Source organism: Candidatus Pseudomonas auctus, assembly GCF_048654275.1.
GTDB classification, from domain to species: Bacteria; Pseudomonadota; Gammaproteobacteria; order Pseudomonadales; family Pseudomonadaceae; genus Aquipseudomonas; species Aquipseudomonas pharyngis.
Window position 1 is genome coordinate 177,245 of sequence record NZ_JBJYZK010000008.1, and the last position, 15,506, is coordinate 192,750.

Here is a 15,506-nt window from a genome sequence, read left to right on the forward strand (position 1 = left end):
AGACTGCTCATGTTCAAGCGCAATTCATGGCTGAGCCGTTGCATTACGCCGAAGACCGGACTGCCGGTGCCGGTGGTGTGGAGCGCCAGCGGTCTGGCCTGGGTGTTGCTGGTCGGCCTGTGGGCCGGGTTGTCCTACGGCGGCATCGTGCCGGGGATGTTCCTGCCGACGCCCGGCGCGGTGGTCGAAGCCGGTGTGCGCCTGAGCCGTGACGGCACCTTGGGCCAGCATGTCTGGGCCAGTGTCGAAGTGGTGATGGTCGGTTTCATCGTGTCGTCGCTGGTGGCGGTGCCGCTGGGTTTGTTGATGGGCAGTTTTCGCATCGTCCAGGCGTTCCTCGAACCGCTGGTCAATTTCATCCGCTACCTGCCGGTGACCTCGTTCGTGCCACTGTTCATCCTCTGGATTGGTATCGGTCTGGAGCAGCGGGTGTCGGTGATCATTTTCGGCGTGTTCTTCCAGCAACTGGTGATGATCGCGGACGTGTCCAAAGGCATCTCCAAGGACTTGATCAACGCCTCCTACACCCTCGGCTCCACCCGGCGTGACGCGGTGCTGCATGTGATCGCCCCGGCGTCGTTGCCCGGCGTGCTCGATACCTTGCGGGTGACCATGGGTTGGGCCTGGACCTATCTGGTGGTCGCCGAACTGGTCGCCGCATCGAGTGGCCTTGGTTACTTGAGCCTCAAGGCCATGCGCGGCTTTCAGGTCGATGTGATTTTTCTCGCCATCGCGATCATCGGCCTGCTCGGCCTGGTCACCGATCAACTGTTCCGCTTCTTGCGTTTGAGGATTGCCGCATGGGCTCAGTAACCGCCGCCAACCGTCGTTTCATCGAGCCAGTCGCCGCACCGGCCCACGCCGCGCCAAGGTTGCAGGTGGACAAGGTCAGCCTGCGCTACAGCAAACCCGGCGGCGGTACATTCACCGCGTTGGAAGAAGTGTCGTTCGAGGTGCCGGATCAGCAGTTCGCGGTACTGGTCGGGCCGTCGGGCTGCGGCAAGTCGAGCCTGCTGTACCTCACCGCTGGCCTCGCCGAGCCGACCTCTGGCGAGATCTATGTCGGCGGCCAGCAAGTGCAGGGCCCCGGCGCGGATCGCGGGATGGTGTTCCAGAGCTACACACTCTTTCCGTGGCTGACGGTGCGGCAGAACGTCGAGTTCGGCCTCAAGCGTCGGGGCATGCCGGCGGCACGGCGCAAGGAAATTGTCGATCACTATGTGCACGAAGTCGGCTTGTCCGGGTTTGCCGACAACTACGCCAAGCAGCTCTCCGGCGGCATGATGCAGCGGGTGGCGATTGCCCGGGCACTGGCCAACGATCCGCAGATCCTGCTGATGGACGAACCCTTCGGCGCCCTCGACAGCCAGACCCGACTGCAAATGCAGCAGCTGTTGTTACGGGTGTGGGGCAACAGCAAGAAGACCGTGCTGTTCGTCACCCACGACATCGACGAGGCGATCCTGCTTGGCGACCGGGTGTATGTGATGGGCGCGCGGCCTGGGCGGATCAAGCAGATTCTCGATGTGCCGATCGAACGCCCACGCACCCTGGACATGGTCATGGAGCGCTCGTTCATCGACATGAAACGGCAGATCTTCGGGCTGTTGCACGATGATCTCGAAGAGACTCATTGAGGTCAGTTGGGCGGCAGGAGGAACTTGGCAATCACCGGCAAATGATCGGAAATGCGCAAGGTATCGTCCTGCCGCACCGTGGCTTCGACCCGTTTGATCTTCGGGCTGTAGAACAGGTAATCGACCGTGCGGTCCGGGCCGTTGAGGCCGGGGTCGTTGGGGTAATGGGTCAGCCACTTGGCGCGGTCGATGCCGCTGGCTTCGTTGTTGGTCGGGATCATCGGGTATTTGTCCCACAGCACATGCAGCGCACTGTCGGCGGAGTACGGCGTGCGCTGCTCGGTGGGCAGGCGCCGGTATTGGCCGAGTGGCAACAGGTTGAAGTCACCGCCGATCAGCCACGGCGTGCCGTGGCTTTCGTGTTTGTCGAGAACCTTGGCCACGGCGGTCACCTGCGCCTGCAAGGTGTCGTCCGGCTGTACGGCGCGATCCAGATGGGTGTTGAACACCACCAGTTGCCCGCCATCGCTGAGCGGCAAAGTGGTGGCGAGCAGCGCATCTTTCGGCTGGAACTGACGGCTGATGAGGTTCGCCGGCTGCACCGGCAATTGCAGGCGCTCGGCGTGTTCGATGCGGTAGCGGCTGAGGGTCGCGAGTTGCCGGCCGACGCTGCCGAAGATGTGCGGTTCCGGGACGAAGTCGGCCTTCCAGTCAAAGGCGTGGGCGCTGCACGGGTAGAGGTCGGTCAGGCGTTCCTGCAACAGCTTGAGCTGGTTCTGATAGTCGCTGGCCTTGGCGCCGTCATCCAGTTCCTGCAACAGCACCACGTCGGGCTGTTCGTCGCGGATCACCCGCGCCACTTCATCGAGGCTGAACGCCATGTCTTCCGGGGTCGGGGCTTCGTCGTCGCCTTGCGCCAGGTCATTCCAGAACACGTAGCGCTTGCCGGCCAGGTATTGCACGTTCCAGGTCATGACCTTCAGAGCCTGGCCGGGCACCAGCGTTGGCGGTTGCCCGGAGCAGCTGACCGACAGGGTTTCCCGGGCGTCGGGGCGCCAGGTCAGGCTGTAGATCAGCGTGCCGATCAGGGCGAGGGCGAGCAGTACGGGCAACAGGATGTAGCGCAGTAGACGGGTCATGGCTCGGCTTATAGCGATACGGAAGTGGTCCCGAGCATACCCGAGACCCATCGATCAGCCCAAGCACGGTGCAGTCAGACTAATCCGTCACGTTTGTCGGGTAATTCGCTGATCAGCATGAACAGGCGGAACAGCACCACGCTGGTGAACAGTTGCAGGAAGCTGTGACCGCTGTCGATCAGCACCGCAATCAACGGATTCTGCGGATCGGGATAGACCTGCAGGGTCAGGCCCTTGAGCAGCCACAGCGGCCCCATTACACACAGGATGCACACCAGAATCCGCAGAAAATGCCCACGGCTCAGGCGCAGGCTTTCCTTCATCGCCTGCAACGGGCCGTAGCCGCGCAGCACCAGCAGGTATTCACCGAAGGCCAGGGTGACCATCAGCCACAGGCCTGGCAGGAAATACAGCGACAGCCCGAGCAGGATCAACAGCGTGTTCAGCGCGGTGAGCAGGGCAAAGCGCGGCCAAAGACGAGCGGCCATCGCCAGCAGATCGCGGGTTTGCGGGGATTCGCCGCGAGTGCGGGCATCGAGAAACAGAATCAGCGCGGCGGTGTACAACGGATACACCAGCAGGCCGACGATCACGCTGATGGCCGAGTAACCGTCCGGGTCGCTGGCATGGTCGACCACCTGTTGCAGCACGGCTTCGACAATCACCAGCGGCAGGCACAACTGGACGATCCGGCCCAGATTGCGTTTGAAAAAATACAGGGAGTCGCGCAGCACATCGAAGGCATTCATCAGTCGGTATCGCAGGTCAAAAACAGTGGCCCACTTTAACCGATGATCCGTTTCGCTGCGCAAACGTAAACGTTCGGTAAAGGTCATTGAAACATTCTGTTGCTGCCTCCATTACAGAGGTGCGCCTTCTCCGACGTGGAGGAGGGCAACGTTATCTCCGGCAATCTACGAGGTCGCCATGAACAGCGAAGAACAAACCCTGATCGATGGACTGTTTTCCCGGCTGCAACAGGCCGAAACGGAGGCAGCCCCGCGCGACGCCCAGGCCGAGGCGCGGATCAAGGAACACCTGACGCGCCAGCCGGCCGCAGGTTATTTCATGACCCAGGCGATTCTGGTGCAGGAGGCTGCCCTCAAGAGCCTCGACGAACAGAACAAACAACTGACTCAGCAGGTCAAGCAATTGCAGGCCGAACTGCAATCGGCCAAGGCGCAGAGCGCGCCGCCGGCCTCCAGCGGCGGTGGCTTCCTGTCGAGCATCTTCGGTGGCAGCAGTTCGCGCCCGGCACCGACCCAGAGCGCCCCGGCGTCCACTGGCGGCTGGCGTGAACCGGCACCGCAGCAGAACTTCGGTGCACCCGCGCCGCAACAGAACTTTGGCGCGCCACCACCGGGTTATGGCCAGCAGCAAGCGGCCCCGGCGGCCGGCAGCAGCTTCCTCGGCGGCGCCCTGAAAACAGCGGCCGGTGTGGCCGGTGGCGTGATGCTGGCACAAGGCATCAGCAGCCTGTTCCATCACAACCAGCAGCCGGAAGAAATCGTCGAAGTCATCAAGGAAGAGCCGGCCCAGGTCAACGACCAGAGCAACAACGGCTGGGGCGATGACCAGCGCATGGCCAACAACGACACCTACGGTAATGACCAGGGCGGCTTTGCCGACACCGACTACAGCGACGACAACTCATCGTTCTTCGATGACGATGATTCCTTCGTCTGATTCACCATTCGTCCGGGGCGCCTGATCGCCCCGGGCCGATTATTCGCGGAACCTTCCTTCGGGCTGGCATACTGAGCGCCTTTTTCGGGCCAGGTGCCTGATCCGGCTCATGCGCGTCAGCGCTCACAGGAACTCCGGTGAAAAAAATCGCAGTGTTCGCCGATGTGCAGAACCTCTACTACACCGTGCGTCAGGCCTATGGTTGCCACTTCAACTACGCGGCGCTGTGGGCGGATGTCAGCCAGCACGGGCAGATCGTCGAGGCCTACGCCTATGCGATCGACCGGGGCGACAGCAAACAGCAGCAGTTCCAGCAGATCCTGCGCAATCTCGGTTTCACCGTGAAACTCAAACCCTACATCCAGCGCAGCGACGGCTCGGCCAAGGGCGACTGGGACGTGGGCATCACCCTCGACATCATGGACGCCGCCGACCACGTCGACGAAATCGTCCTGGCCTCAGGTGATGGCGATTTCGACATGCTGCTCGAACGCATCATCAACAAACACGGCGTGCAAGCGGTGGCCTACGGCGTTCCCGGCCTGACCGCCAACTCGCTGATCCGCGCCGCCAGCCGTTATGTGCCGATCGAAGGCGCGCTGCTGTTGAAAAATTGAGCCCTGCTCAAGAATTGATTTGGACGGAGTACCACCCGGTTTGGAACGCATTGCAGTCATCGACTTTGAAACCACCGGCATCTCGCCGAGCAGCAGCTGCCGGGCCACGGAAATCGCCGTGGTCATGCTGGAAAACGGCCGCATCGTCGAGCGTTACCAGAGCCTGATGAACGCCGGCGTCCGCGTCCCGGCCTTCATCGAACAACTCACCGGCATCAGCAACGCCATGCTGCGCACTGCGCCTTCGGCGGAAAAGGTGATGAACGAAGTCAACGAATTCGTCGGCTGCACGCCGCTGCTGGCGCACAACGCCGCGTTCGACCAGAAGTTCTGGGACTTTGAACTGGGGCGGATCAAACGTACCCGTTTGCAGAACTTTGCCTGCTCGCTGCTGCTGGCCCGTCGTCTGATGCCGGCGGCGCCGAATCACAAGCTTGGTACGCTCACCACGTTTGCTCAACTGCCGCACACCGGTCAGGCGCACCGGGCGATGGCGGATGCGGAGATGGCGGCGAACCTGATGGCGCACATGGCTGAAGAGTTGCGGCGCAAGCATGGGGTGCGGGAGCTATCGCACGACCTGCTGTGCAAATTGCAGAAAGTCCCGGCCGCTAAAGTCGGCGAGCACCTCCAGCGCTATCGCTGATTTTCAGGCAAACACATTTCCCTGTGGGAGCGGGCTTGTCTCAGGGTTTGCCGTTGCCTTCAATGTGGCCGAGCGGCACCCGCTTCTCTATCGCACTCGACAACACGATCGACGTCTTGCTGAACCCGAATTTCGCCACCCGGTTGATCAAATCCTCCAGCTCCGGCATCGAACCCACCGCGGCCTTCATGATCACGCACGGATCGCCCGTCACTCGAAAGCACTCGGTCAGTTGCGGAATTTTCACCAGTTCGTCGTAGACCTTTTGACTGCCGTTCTGGTGGAGGCGCAATTCGATCACGCACTGGATCGGCAAGCCGATTTTCGACAGGTCGATGTTCGCCTGATACCCGGTGATTACTCCGGCTGCCTCGAGTTTGGCCACGCGTTCGGCGACGGCGGGGGCGGAGAGGTTCACCTTGCGGGCGAGGTCGGCGTAGGACGCGCGACCGTTTTCGAGCAGGGCGCTGAGCAGCATGCGGTCGTATTTGTCCAAGTTCGGACTCCTGAAAGTGCCAGACTTTCGAAATCGCGGTTCAGGCCGTCGATCTCCGTGTTTTCGAAAGTGTACCGGCGCTATAAACAGGTTTTGTAACTTATTTTTAGCGGTTGGCCTTTCTAGAATAACCCATCCCCTGAGTCTGACTTTCGAGCTGCCCATGTCTGCCTTGCGCCGTTTTTCCTTGCCCTTGATCGCTGCGTTTTTTGCGTTGTACGTGATTTGGGGATCGACCTATCTGGTGATCCGCATCGGCGTCGAGTACTGGCCGCCGCTGATGCTCGGTGGTGTGCGCTTCGTGATTGCCGGCACTCTGATGTACGCGTTTCTGCGCTGGCGCGGTGCACCGGCGCCGACCTGGGCGCAGTGGAAGGCGGCGGGGATCATCGGGATTCTGTTGCTCAGTTTCGGCAACGGCGCGGTGACCTTGGCCGAGCACAGCGGCGTGGCGTCGGGGGTTGCCGCGCTGGCGGTGGCAACGGTGCCACTGTTCACTTTGCTTTGCGGTTATTTCTGGGGCGCGCGCAACACTCGCCTGGAGTGGGCCGGGGTGGTGATGGGGATTATCGGTATCGCGATGCTCAACATGGGCTCCAACCTGCAATCGAGTCCACTGGGCGCGGCGTTGCTGATTTTCGCGGCGGCGAGCTGGGCGTTCGGCTCGGTGTGGAGCAAACACTTGCCGCTGCCTCATGGCGCAATGGCCAGTGCCGTGGAAATGCTGGTCGGTGGCGTCGTGCTGCTGATCGGCAGCGCGGCCAGCGGTGAACACCTGCAGGCCATGCCGCCGCTGGAAGGCTGGCTGGCGCTGGCGTACCTGATCTTCTTCGGCTCGATCATCGCGTTCAACGCTTACATGTATCTGTTGAAAAACGTTCGTCCGGCGGCAGCCACCAGTTATGCCTACGTCAACCCGGCGGTGGCGGTGTTGCTGGGGATCGTGTTTGTCGGCGAGACCATCGGCATCGAAGAAGCGCTGGCAATGCTGGTGATCATCGGTGCGGTGGTGCTGATCAGTCTGCCGCAGTGGCGGCGTCCGGCGCGGTCGCCGGTGGTCAGCGAGCCGGCTGCCGCAGCGAAGGTCATAGCGACGGAGCAGCGTGCGAATTAGGGTAAACTGCGCGCCATCGCACACTTGCTCTGATTTTTCCTACGGTACTCCCATGACTTTCGCCACCCTTGGCCTGATCGAACCCTTGCTGCGCTCCCTCGAGAAGCTCGGCTACCAGACCCCGACGCCGGTGCAGGCGCAAGCCATTCCGGCCGTGCTGGCCGGTCGCGACCTGATGGCTGCGGCCCAGACCGGCACCGGCAAGACCGCCGGTTTCGCTTTGCCGCTGCTGCAACTGCTGGCGATGGAAGGGCCGAAAGTCACCGCCAACTCGGTGCGTGCGCTGATTCTGGTGCCGACCCGCGAGCTGGCCGAGCAAGTCCACGAAGCCGTGCGCCAGTACGCCGAAAACCTGCCATTGCGCACTTATGCGGTGTACGGCGGCGTCAGCATCAACCCGCAGATGATGAAGCTGCGCGGCGGTGTCGATCTGTTGGTCGCGACCCCGGGCCGTCTGCTCGACCTGTTCCGCCAGAACGCGCTGAAGTTCAATCAGCTGCAAACCCTGGTACTGGACGAAGCCGACCGCATGCTCGACCTGGGCTTTTCCGAAGAGCTGGCGAACATTTACCGCGCGCTGCCGAAGAAGCGGCAGACGCTGCTGTTCTCCGCGACCTTCTCCGATGACATCCGCCTGCTGGCCGGGCAGATGCTCAACGATCCGCAGAGCATCGAAGTCAGCCCGCGCAACGTCGCCGCCAACACCGTCAAGCAGTGGGTGGTGACGGTGGACAAGAAGCGCAAGCCGGAATTGTTCGTGCACCTGCTGCGCAAGAACAAGTGGAAGCAGGTGCTGGTGTTCGCCAAGACCCGTAATGGTGTGGACGCGCTGGTCGAGAAACTCCAGGGCCTGGGCGTGAACGCCGACGGGATCCACGGCGACAAGCCGCAGGCGACCCGGCAGCGGGCGCTGGACCGCTTCAAACTGAGCGAAGTGCAGATTCTGGTGGCCACCGACGTGGCGGCCCGTGGTCTGGATATCGAAGACCTGCCGCTGGTGGTCAACTTTGATCTGCCGATCGTGGCCGAGGATTACATTCACCGTATCGGCCGGACTGGCCGCGCGGGTTCGACCGGTGAGGCGATTTCGCTGGTGTGCGCCGATGAAGTGAACATGTTGTCGGCGATTGAAATGCTGACCCGCAGCACGTTGAAGCGTGAGGTTGAGCCGGATTTCGTGCCCGAGCACCGCGTGCCGGACACCGATGCCAGTGGGCAGGTGATCAAGAAGCCGAAGAAACCGAAGAAGCCGAAAGCTTCCGGTGGTGGCGGTGGCAAGCGCAATCTGGGCAAGTGGGTGGACAGCGGGGATACCCCGGCGCCTGAGGTGGCGATCAAGCCTGTGCGAAAGGTGCCGGTGTTCAATACCGGGCCGCGCAAGCGTAAGCCTTAAAGATTGCCTTGAAGATCAAAAGCCCCTCACCCTAACCCTCCCGAAACGTCGGACCGCCCGGAGGGAGAGGGGACTGACGGGGTTGTTTTTGCGAGTTACGCCGACCTGAAATATCGAGTCGAACTCAGGTTATGAAAAGCACCTGATCGATGAATCCATAATCGACTCGGTCTTTCAGGTCGATGTATGACGCCAGACACCTCGGTCGGCTCCCTCTCCTGGGGGAGAGGGCTGGGGTGAGGGTGAAGGGGGACGACTCAAATCTCGCGTCGTAACCAGTCCAACATCCCCAACCCCGCCGCCCGGCCACTGGCAAAACACGCCGTCAGCAAATACCCGCCTGTCGGCGCTTCCCAATCCAGCATCTCCCCCGCGCAAAACACCCCCGGCAACGCCTTGAGCATCAAGCGCTCATCCATCGCCTCGAATGTCACGCCACCGGCACTGCTGATCGCTTCGTCCAGCGGACGGGTTTTCACCAGTGTCAGCGGCAAGGTCTTGATCGCCCGGGCCAACAACGCCGGATCGGCAAACGTCGCGGCGTCAGTGAGCTCTCGGAGCAGCGCCGCTTTCACCCCATCAATCCCGACCTGACTGTGCAGGTGCTTGGCCATCGAGCGCGATCCCCGTGGTTTGCTCAACGCCGCCTGCAATTTATCCACAGGTCGGCCGGGCAGCAGGTCGATGTGAATGGTCGCGGCACCGTGCACATTGATCGCCTCACGAATCGGCGCTGACAGCGCGTAGATCAAACTGCCCTCGATGCCGGTTGCAGTAATTACGCATTCACCCAGACGCGGAACATCGTCGTTCAAACCGATGGCGATATTTTTCAGCGGCGCGCCGGCGAATTTGCTGACCATCACTTCGCTCCAGGCCTGCACCTCGAAGCCGCAATTGCTCGGCTGCAACGGCGCCAGTCCTACACCGCGTTGCTCCAGCGGCAGCATCCACGCGCCGTCGGAGCCCAGTCGCGACCAGCTGCCGCCGCCGAGGGCGAGCAGGGTGGCGTCGGGGGTGAGGGTTTTCTCGCCTTCCGGGCTGTCGATGCGCAGTGCGCCGTTTTCGTCCCAGCCGAGCCAGCGGTGGCGGGTGTGGATAACCACGCCGCTGTCGCGCAGGCGCTTGAGCCAGGCGCGCAGCAATGGCGCGGCTTTCATGTCGGTGGGGAACACCCGGCCGGAGCTGCCGACGAAGGTTTCGATCCCCAGCTCGTGAATCCAGCGGCACAGTGCATCGGCGTCGAACGCGCGCAGCAGCGGGGCGATGTTCGCGGCGCGTTCGGCGTAGCGCGAGAGGAACGCCGGGTAGGCTTCGGAATGGGTGATGTTCATGCCGCCGACCCCGGCCAGCAGGAACTTGCGGCCCACCGAGGGCATGCCGTCGTACAGATCGACGCGGACTCCGGCCTGGCTCAGCACTTCGGCGGCCATCAGGCCGGCGGGGCCACCGCCGATGATGGCGACGTGAGCGGGAGAGGTGGCGTGAATCTGGGTCATGGCGTGCGCTGCGGTCTGACGAAATATGGCGCGCATTCTAACAGCGCAAATCCTTTGTGGGAGCGAGCCGGCTCGCGATGCGGCGGATCAGTACCCATCGATTCCGGATGAGAGGGCCTCATTGCGAGCAGGCTCGCTTCCACAGAGGCTTGTGGTGGCTCAAATCGCTGATCAAAAAACAACCAGCGTGCTGCAGGCCATGTTCAGCGTGGGCTGTAGTCCCTTTCGCTCAGGTTATCCACAGGCCGTTCCACAGTCATTGTGGGTAACGCAGCACAACTCAATGACAACCCGATGACTGCCAGACGCGCTGAGCACTGTGATGCAGGATGCCGTGGCGGCGGGCGAGGGCGTGGCGATCCTTGCTGTAACCGCCGCCGATCACCCCGACCACCGGGATGTCGCGGCCCAGGCAGTGGCGCATCACGCTTTCGTCGCGGGCGGCGACGCCTTCGTCGGTCAATTGCAGATAACCGAGGGCGTCGTCCTTGTGCACGTCGACGCCGGCGTCGTAGAGCACCAGATCCGGCTGATACAGCGGCAGCAGATAGTTGAGCGCGTCGTCGACAACCTTCAAGTAGTCGGCGTCGCCCATGCCGTTGGGCAGCGGAATGTCCCAGTCGCTTTCGGCCTTGCGTGCAGGAAAGTTCTTTTCACAGTGCAGGGAAACGGTGATCGCTTCCGGGGTGTTGTGCAGAATCCGCGCAGTGCCGTCGCCCTGATGCACGTCGCAGTCGAAGATCAGCACCCGGTTCACCCGGCCGCTTTGCAGCAGGTAGTGGCTGATGATTGCCAAGTCATTGAAGATGCAGAACCCGGCGGGGTAGTCGTAGTGGGCGTGATGGGTGCCGCCGGCGAGGTGACAGGCCAGGCCATGTTCCAGGGCTTTTTCCGCTGCCAGAATCGAACCGCCGACCGCCCGCACCGTGCGTCGCGCCAGCGCTTCATTCCACGGCAGACCGAGGCGCCGCTGGTCTTCGCGGGACAACTCGCCGCTCATGTAGCGTTCGATATAACCGCGGTCATGGGCCAGGGCGAGAATGTCGGCAGGGCACAGCTCGGGGCGCAGCAGGTCTTCGTCGCGGGTCAGGCCGCTGTCCACCAGGTGATCGCGCAGCAGGCGGAACTTGTCCATGGGGAAGCGGTGATCCGCCGGAAATTCCGGGCTGTAGTCTTCGTGGTAGATCAGCGGCAACGGCATGGTGGACTATTCATAAAGGCTGCAGGAAAGAGTGCAAAGCCTAACAGCGATGTAGACTGACGGCATCAAGCGGAGGGGCGGGATGGAACCGATACTGGAGCTGCAAAGCGCAAGGCTGCTGATGCGCCAATGGCAGGACGAGGATTTGCCGGCGTTCGCGGCCATGTGCGCCGATCCGCAGGTGATGCGCTACTTCCCCGCGCCCTTGAGCCGGCTGGAAAGCGCCGCGCTGATCGGCCGGGTGCGCGGGCATTTTGCCGAACACGGTTACGGCCTGTGGGCGCTGGAGCGCAAGGACAGCGGCGAGTTCATCGGTTTTACCGGCCTCGGCGTGGTCGGTTTCGACGCGCCGTTCACCCCGGCGGTGGAAATCGGCTGGCGGCTGGCCAAGGAACACTGGGGCCTCGGTTATGCCAGCGAGGCGGCGTGGACTGCGCTGCGCTGCGCTTTTGACCGGTTAGCCCTGAAGGAAATCGTGTCCTTTACTGCGCAGAGCAATCTGCCGTCGGAAAAAGTGATGCAGGCGATCGGCATGCATCACGATCCAGCCGACGATTTCGATCACCCGAAACTGGCTGTCGACCATCCGTTAAGTCGACATGTGTTGTACCGCATCACCCGGGAGCAATGGCTGCAGACCTTGCATGGCTAAGCCGACACGGACGTTTACAATGGCGCGATCAGTGGCTCGCGCCAGAATCTGAATTGGCCGCCGCAGCCAGGGCTGCGCGGCATAGCGTTGTGTGAGGAGAGTCTGAATGAGCCAAGTGTTGGAAGATCTGGTGGATCTGCTGACCCTCGAACCGATCGAGGAAAACCTGTTCCGTGGTCGCAGTCAGGATCTGGGCTTTCGCCAGTTGTTCGGCGGCCAGGTGCTCGGCCAGTCGCTGTCGGCGGCCAGTCAGACCGTTGAAGAAGCGCGCCATGTGCATTCGATGCACGGTTATTTTCTGCGTCCGGGCGATGCCAAGTTGCCGGTGGTGTATTCGGTTGATCGGGTACGTGATGGCGGCAGTTTCAGCACGCGCCGCGTGACTGCGATCCAGAAGGGCCACCCGATTTTCACTTGCAGCGCTTCGTTCCAGTACGACGAAGAAGGTTTCGAGCACCAGAGCCAGATGCCCCAGGTGGTCGGCCCGGAAAACCTGCCGTCGGAGCTGGAATTGACCCAGCAGCGCGCGCACCTGATCCCGGAACACATGCGCGAAAAGCTGCTGTGCCCGAAGCCGATCGAAGTGCGCCCGGTCACTGAAAAAGACCCGTACAACCCGCAACCGGCGGATCCGATCAAGTACGTGTGGTTCTGCGCCGACGGCGCGTTGGCCGACATCCCGGCGCTGCACAAATACCTGCTGGCCTACGCTTCGGACTTCGGTCTGCTGACCACCTCGATGTTGCCGCACGGCAAATCGGTCTGGCAGAAAGACATGCAGGTCGCCAGCCTCGACCACGCGCTGTGGTTTCACAACGACCTGCGCGCCGATGACTGGTTGCTCTACGCCATGGACAGCCCGTGGGCCGGCAACTCTCGCGGGTTCTCCCGTGGCAGCGTGTTCAACCGCGCCGGGCAACTGGTGGCGTCGGTGACCCAGGAAGGCCTGATCCGTCATCGCAAGGACTGGGCATGAGTCTGGCGGATGTGCGGCACTGGGTGTTCGACATGGACGGCACCCTGACCGTCGCGGTGCATGATTTCGCGGCGATTCGCGTGGCGCTGTCGATCCCGGCGGAGGACGACATCCTCACCCACCTCGCGGCATTGCCCGCCGAGGAAGCGGCGGCGAAACATGCGTGGCTGCTGGAGCATGAGCGCGATCTGGCGCTCGGCTCGACCCCGGCGGTCGGCGCGGTGGAGCTGGTGCGCGACCTGCACGCGCGGGGGTATCGCCTCGGCATCCTGACCCGCAATGCGCGGGAGCTGGCCCACGTGACGCTGGAGGCCATCGGCCTGGCTGACTGTTTTGCGGTGGAGGATGTGCTGGGCCGCGATGAAGCACAGCCAAAACCGCATCCGGGCGGTTTGCTGAAACTGGCCGAGGCCTGGCAAGTGCCGGCGAACGAGATGGTGATGGTCGGTGATTACCGGTTTGATCTTGATTGCGGCCGGGCGGCGGGCGCATGCACGGTGCTGGTGAACCTGCCGGACAATCCATGGCCGGAGTTGACCGACTGGCATGCGAAGGATTGTGTCGAGTTGCGGCGAATGCTGTTCGCCTAAAAAAACGGGGGCTTGGGCCCCCGTTTTTTATTGCTCGAATAGTGCTTTCTGGCCTTCCGGCGAGGTCAGCATGCCGTCGCCGTTATGCCCGACGCCGGGTACTTCGATCAGGCGCTGATTCACCCCTTCAGGGTGACGACGCAGCAAGTAACCGAAAAACAGCTTCCCGCGCTCCAGTCGATAAGCCCCCTGGGCTTTGGCGGCGCAGCTCTTGTCCAGCGCCGGGTGTTGCGGGTCGGTGTCCTGCTGGCCCAGCAGATAAATCACCTCGCGTTTGACGTAACGGCCTTCAAGCTGCGCGGGCGTTTGCCCACCCGCGTAGATCGGCGGGTCCACCAGACCGTACTTCCAGCGGTTGAAACCCGGGCACTTCGCATGATCGAAAGCTACCGGGCGTTGCTCATTGAAGTAGGCGTACGACGACGGGTTGGCCACCACATAACGCAAGCGAATGCCCTCGGTCTTGAGCGCCGGTTGTTCCTGGGCCAGCAGCGCGTAACGCTGCACCACCTGCGCGCCGCCGGAGTGACCGAAGATCACGATCTGCTTCACGTCCGGAAACTGCTTGCGATCGCTCAGCCTTCCGACGATTTCGTCCAGTGCGGCGTAGGAACTCAGCGGATTCGGCCCTGTGGATAACCCGCCACCCATCCATTCGTTGCCTTGCCAGCGCAGCACGCTGGCGGGCAGCGAGTAGAGCGACACATCGCTTTCGTTGAGAAACTGCGGGGCGATCACCAGGGTGTTGGCGGTTTGCCCGGCCAGTTCCGCCGCGACTTCACCGCTTTTGCGATAGGTCTCGGCGTTGCGCAGACGGCCATGAATGACGATCAGCACGCGCTCGATTTTCGCCGGCGCCGGGCCGATGCCCACCGCCATTTCGCCGGCCTGCAATTGCAGGCGCCCGGGACTGATTGCGTCGACGCCGGCCGCTTGGGCGGTGCCGCCGATGAACAGTAAAGCCAACAGCCATTTATGCATTTACAGGTTTTTCGCCGCAAAGGTATCGCACTGGCCGACCTGGCCCTGGGCGAATCCGGTTTTGAACCAGCGCACCCTTTGCGCCGACGTACCGTGGGTAAACGAGTCCGGCACCACACGGCCCTGACCCTGTTGTTGCAGGCGATCATCACCGATGGCGTTCGCCGCGTTCAAGGCTTCTTCGATGTCGCCCGGTTCCAGCCAGTTCAGGCGCTTCTGGGCGTTGTAGGCCCAGACGCCGGCCAGGCAGTCGGCTTGCAGTTCCTGACGCACCAGCAGACCGCCGTCGCCTTCCATCTGCCGGCCTTGCTGACGGGCTGTCTGAATTTTCGCCGAGACGCCGAGAAGCGTCTGCACATGGTGTCCGACTTCGTGAGCGATCACGTAGGCCTGGGCAAAGTCGCCGGCGGCCTTGAAGCGCTGGGCCATTTCCTGGAAGAACGCCATGTCCAGATAGACCTTCTGGTCTGCCGGGCAATAGAACGGGCCGGTGGCCGAGGTTGCCAGACCGCAGGCGGAATTGACCCGGTTGCTGAACAGCACCAGGGTCGGATCCTTATATTGCCGGCCGGCCTGCTGGAAGATTGCGCCCCAGGTGTCTTCGGTGTCGCCGAGGATCGAACGCACGAATTCGGCCTGTTCATCGTTGGCCGGCGGTGCCTGACGGGTTTGCGAAGTAGGGGCCGATTGATCGGTCATCTGCCCGGTGAGCTGGCCGAGGATCTGTAACGGGTCCTGCCCGGTGATCCAACCGATACCGACGATCAGCAGGATCGCCCCGAGGCTCAGCCCCTTGCCACCGCCGAAGCGCATGCCGCCGCCACCACCCATGTCATCGCCACGGGCATCGACGACGTTGTCACTGCGTCGGCCTTTTTTCCATAGCATGTGGGAATCCTCTATTTGTAGGTGGTGATGAGTGTTGCTGGTGTGTGAGTG

At 62.4% G+C, this 15,506-nt stretch carries 17 protein-coding genes; 10 read left to right on the forward strand and 7 right to left on the reverse strand.

The window, feature by feature from the left end:
- The first annotated feature begins 9 nt into the window (after positions 1-9).
- Positions 10-813, forward strand: a complete 804-nt coding sequence (locus tag ACKUG4_RS16960) for an ABC transporter permease (RefSeq protein ID WP_445434454.1) — start codon at positions 10-12, stop codon at positions 811-813.
- Positions 801-1,637, forward strand: coding sequence for an ABC transporter ATP-binding protein (locus tag ACKUG4_RS16965; RefSeq protein ID WP_074691545.1), 837 nt, complete (start codon positions 801-803; stop codon positions 1,635-1,637). The genes ACKUG4_RS16960 and ACKUG4_RS16965 overlap by 13 nt, the downstream gene beginning before the upstream one ends.
- Positions 1,638-1,639: 2 nt before the next feature.
- Here ACKUG4_RS16965 and ACKUG4_RS16970 read toward each other — a convergent pair whose 3' ends face one another.
- On the reverse strand, positions 1,640-2,716 hold the full coding sequence (locus ACKUG4_RS16970; RefSeq protein WP_236190086.1) for an endonuclease/exonuclease/phosphatase family protein: 1,077 nt from the start codon (positions 2,714-2,716) through the stop codon (positions 1,640-1,642).
- 74 nt (positions 2,717-2,790) lie between these two features.
- Positions 2,791-3,465 (reverse strand): YciC family protein, encoded by a 675-nt coding sequence (locus ACKUG4_RS16975; RefSeq protein ID WP_218190803.1) that lies wholly within the window; start codon positions 3,463-3,465, stop codon positions 2,791-2,793.
- A 178-nt stretch (positions 3,466-3,643) separates the two neighbouring features.
- Here ACKUG4_RS16975 and ACKUG4_RS16980 point away from each other — a divergent pair, with 178 nt between their 5' ends.
- From ACKUG4_RS16980 to ACKUG4_RS16990, 3 genes are all read left to right on the forward strand, one after another.
- The gene (locus ACKUG4_RS16980; RefSeq protein WP_445434455.1) at positions 3,644-4,402 is read left to right on the forward strand and encodes a DUF2076 domain-containing protein; all 759 of its coding nucleotides are present in this window, start codon (positions 3,644-3,646) and stop codon (positions 4,400-4,402) included.
- A gap of 137 nt (positions 4,403-4,539) precedes the next feature.
- On the forward strand, positions 4,540-5,019 hold the full coding sequence (locus tag ACKUG4_RS16985) for an NYN domain-containing protein (protein WP_007958730.1): 480 nt from the start codon (positions 4,540-4,542) through the stop codon (positions 5,017-5,019).
- Positions 5,020-5,059: 40 nt separating this feature from the next.
- On the forward strand, positions 5,060-5,665 hold the full coding sequence (locus ACKUG4_RS16990; RefSeq protein ID WP_085648705.1) for a 3'-5' exonuclease: 606 nt from the start codon (positions 5,060-5,062) through the stop codon (positions 5,663-5,665).
- Positions 5,666-5,705: 40 nt separating this feature from the next.
- Here the strand turns inward: ACKUG4_RS16990 and ACKUG4_RS16995 are convergent, their stop codons facing one another.
- Entirely contained in the window at positions 5,706-6,161 is a 456-nt protein-coding gene (locus tag ACKUG4_RS16995; protein ID WP_064599615.1) for an Lrp/AsnC family transcriptional regulator, read from the reverse strand.
- Between the two features lie 163 nt (positions 6,162-6,324).
- Here ACKUG4_RS16995 and yedA point away from each other — a divergent pair, with 163 nt between their 5' ends.
- Together yedA and rhlE1 are read left to right on the forward strand one after the other, a co-directional pair.
- Positions 6,325-7,275 carry a drug/metabolite exporter YedA gene (gene yedA / locus ACKUG4_RS17000; protein WP_445434456.1) on the forward strand — a complete coding sequence of 317 codons (951 nt, stop codon included), beginning with the start codon at positions 6,325-6,327 and terminating at the stop codon, positions 7,273-7,275.
- A 52-nt stretch (positions 7,276-7,327) separates the two neighbouring features.
- Entirely contained in the window at positions 7,328-8,668 is a 1,341-nt protein-coding gene (rhlE1, locus tag ACKUG4_RS17005) for an RNA helicase RhlE1 (protein ID WP_236190080.1), read from the forward strand.
- Positions 8,669-8,925: 257 nt separating this feature from the next.
- Here the strand turns inward: rhlE1 and ACKUG4_RS17010 are convergent, their stop codons facing one another.
- Complete coding sequence (locus ACKUG4_RS17010) at positions 8,926-10,167, reverse strand: TIGR03862 family flavoprotein (protein WP_445434482.1); 1,242 nt, start codon at positions 10,165-10,167, stop codon at positions 8,926-8,928.
- Positions 10,168-10,447: 280 nt separating this feature from the next.
- Positions 10,448-11,368 (reverse strand): histone deacetylase family protein, encoded by a 921-nt coding sequence (locus ACKUG4_RS17015; RefSeq protein ID WP_007958746.1) that lies wholly within the window; start codon positions 11,366-11,368, stop codon positions 10,448-10,450.
- Between the two features lie 82 nt (positions 11,369-11,450).
- Between ACKUG4_RS17015 and ACKUG4_RS17020 the strand changes: the two genes are divergently transcribed.
- The 3 genes from ACKUG4_RS17020 (at position 11,451) to ACKUG4_RS17030 (ending at position 13,586) form a co-directional block, all read left to right on the forward strand.
- A complete protein-coding gene (locus ACKUG4_RS17020; protein ID WP_445434457.1) occupies positions 11,451-12,020 on the forward strand; it encodes a GNAT family N-acetyltransferase in 570 nt (189 codons plus the stop codon).
- A gap of 106 nt (positions 12,021-12,126) precedes the next feature.
- Positions 12,127-12,996, forward strand: coding sequence for an acyl-CoA thioesterase II (gene tesB, locus ACKUG4_RS17025; protein WP_445434458.1), 870 nt, complete (start codon positions 12,127-12,129; stop codon positions 12,994-12,996).
- Positions 12,993-13,586 (forward strand): HAD family hydrolase, encoded by a 594-nt coding sequence (locus ACKUG4_RS17030; RefSeq protein ID WP_445434459.1) that lies wholly within the window; start codon positions 12,993-12,995, stop codon positions 13,584-13,586. The genes tesB and ACKUG4_RS17030 overlap by 4 nt, the downstream gene beginning before the upstream one ends.
- Positions 13,587-13,613: 27 nt before the next feature.
- On the opposite strand, the gene ACKUG4_RS17035 is transcribed toward ACKUG4_RS17030, so the two are convergent.
- Positions 13,614-14,567, reverse strand: a complete 954-nt coding sequence (locus ACKUG4_RS17035; protein WP_085612583.1) for a hypothetical protein — start codon at positions 14,565-14,567, stop codon at positions 13,614-13,616.
- Positions 14,568-15,455 carry a KPN_02809 family neutral zinc metallopeptidase gene (ypfJ, locus tag ACKUG4_RS17040; RefSeq protein ID WP_064599604.1) on the reverse strand — a complete coding sequence of 296 codons (888 nt, stop codon included), beginning with the start codon at positions 15,453-15,455 and terminating at the stop codon, positions 14,568-14,570. It abuts the gene before it with no gap.
- Positions 15,456-15,506: the final 51 nt, after the last annotated feature.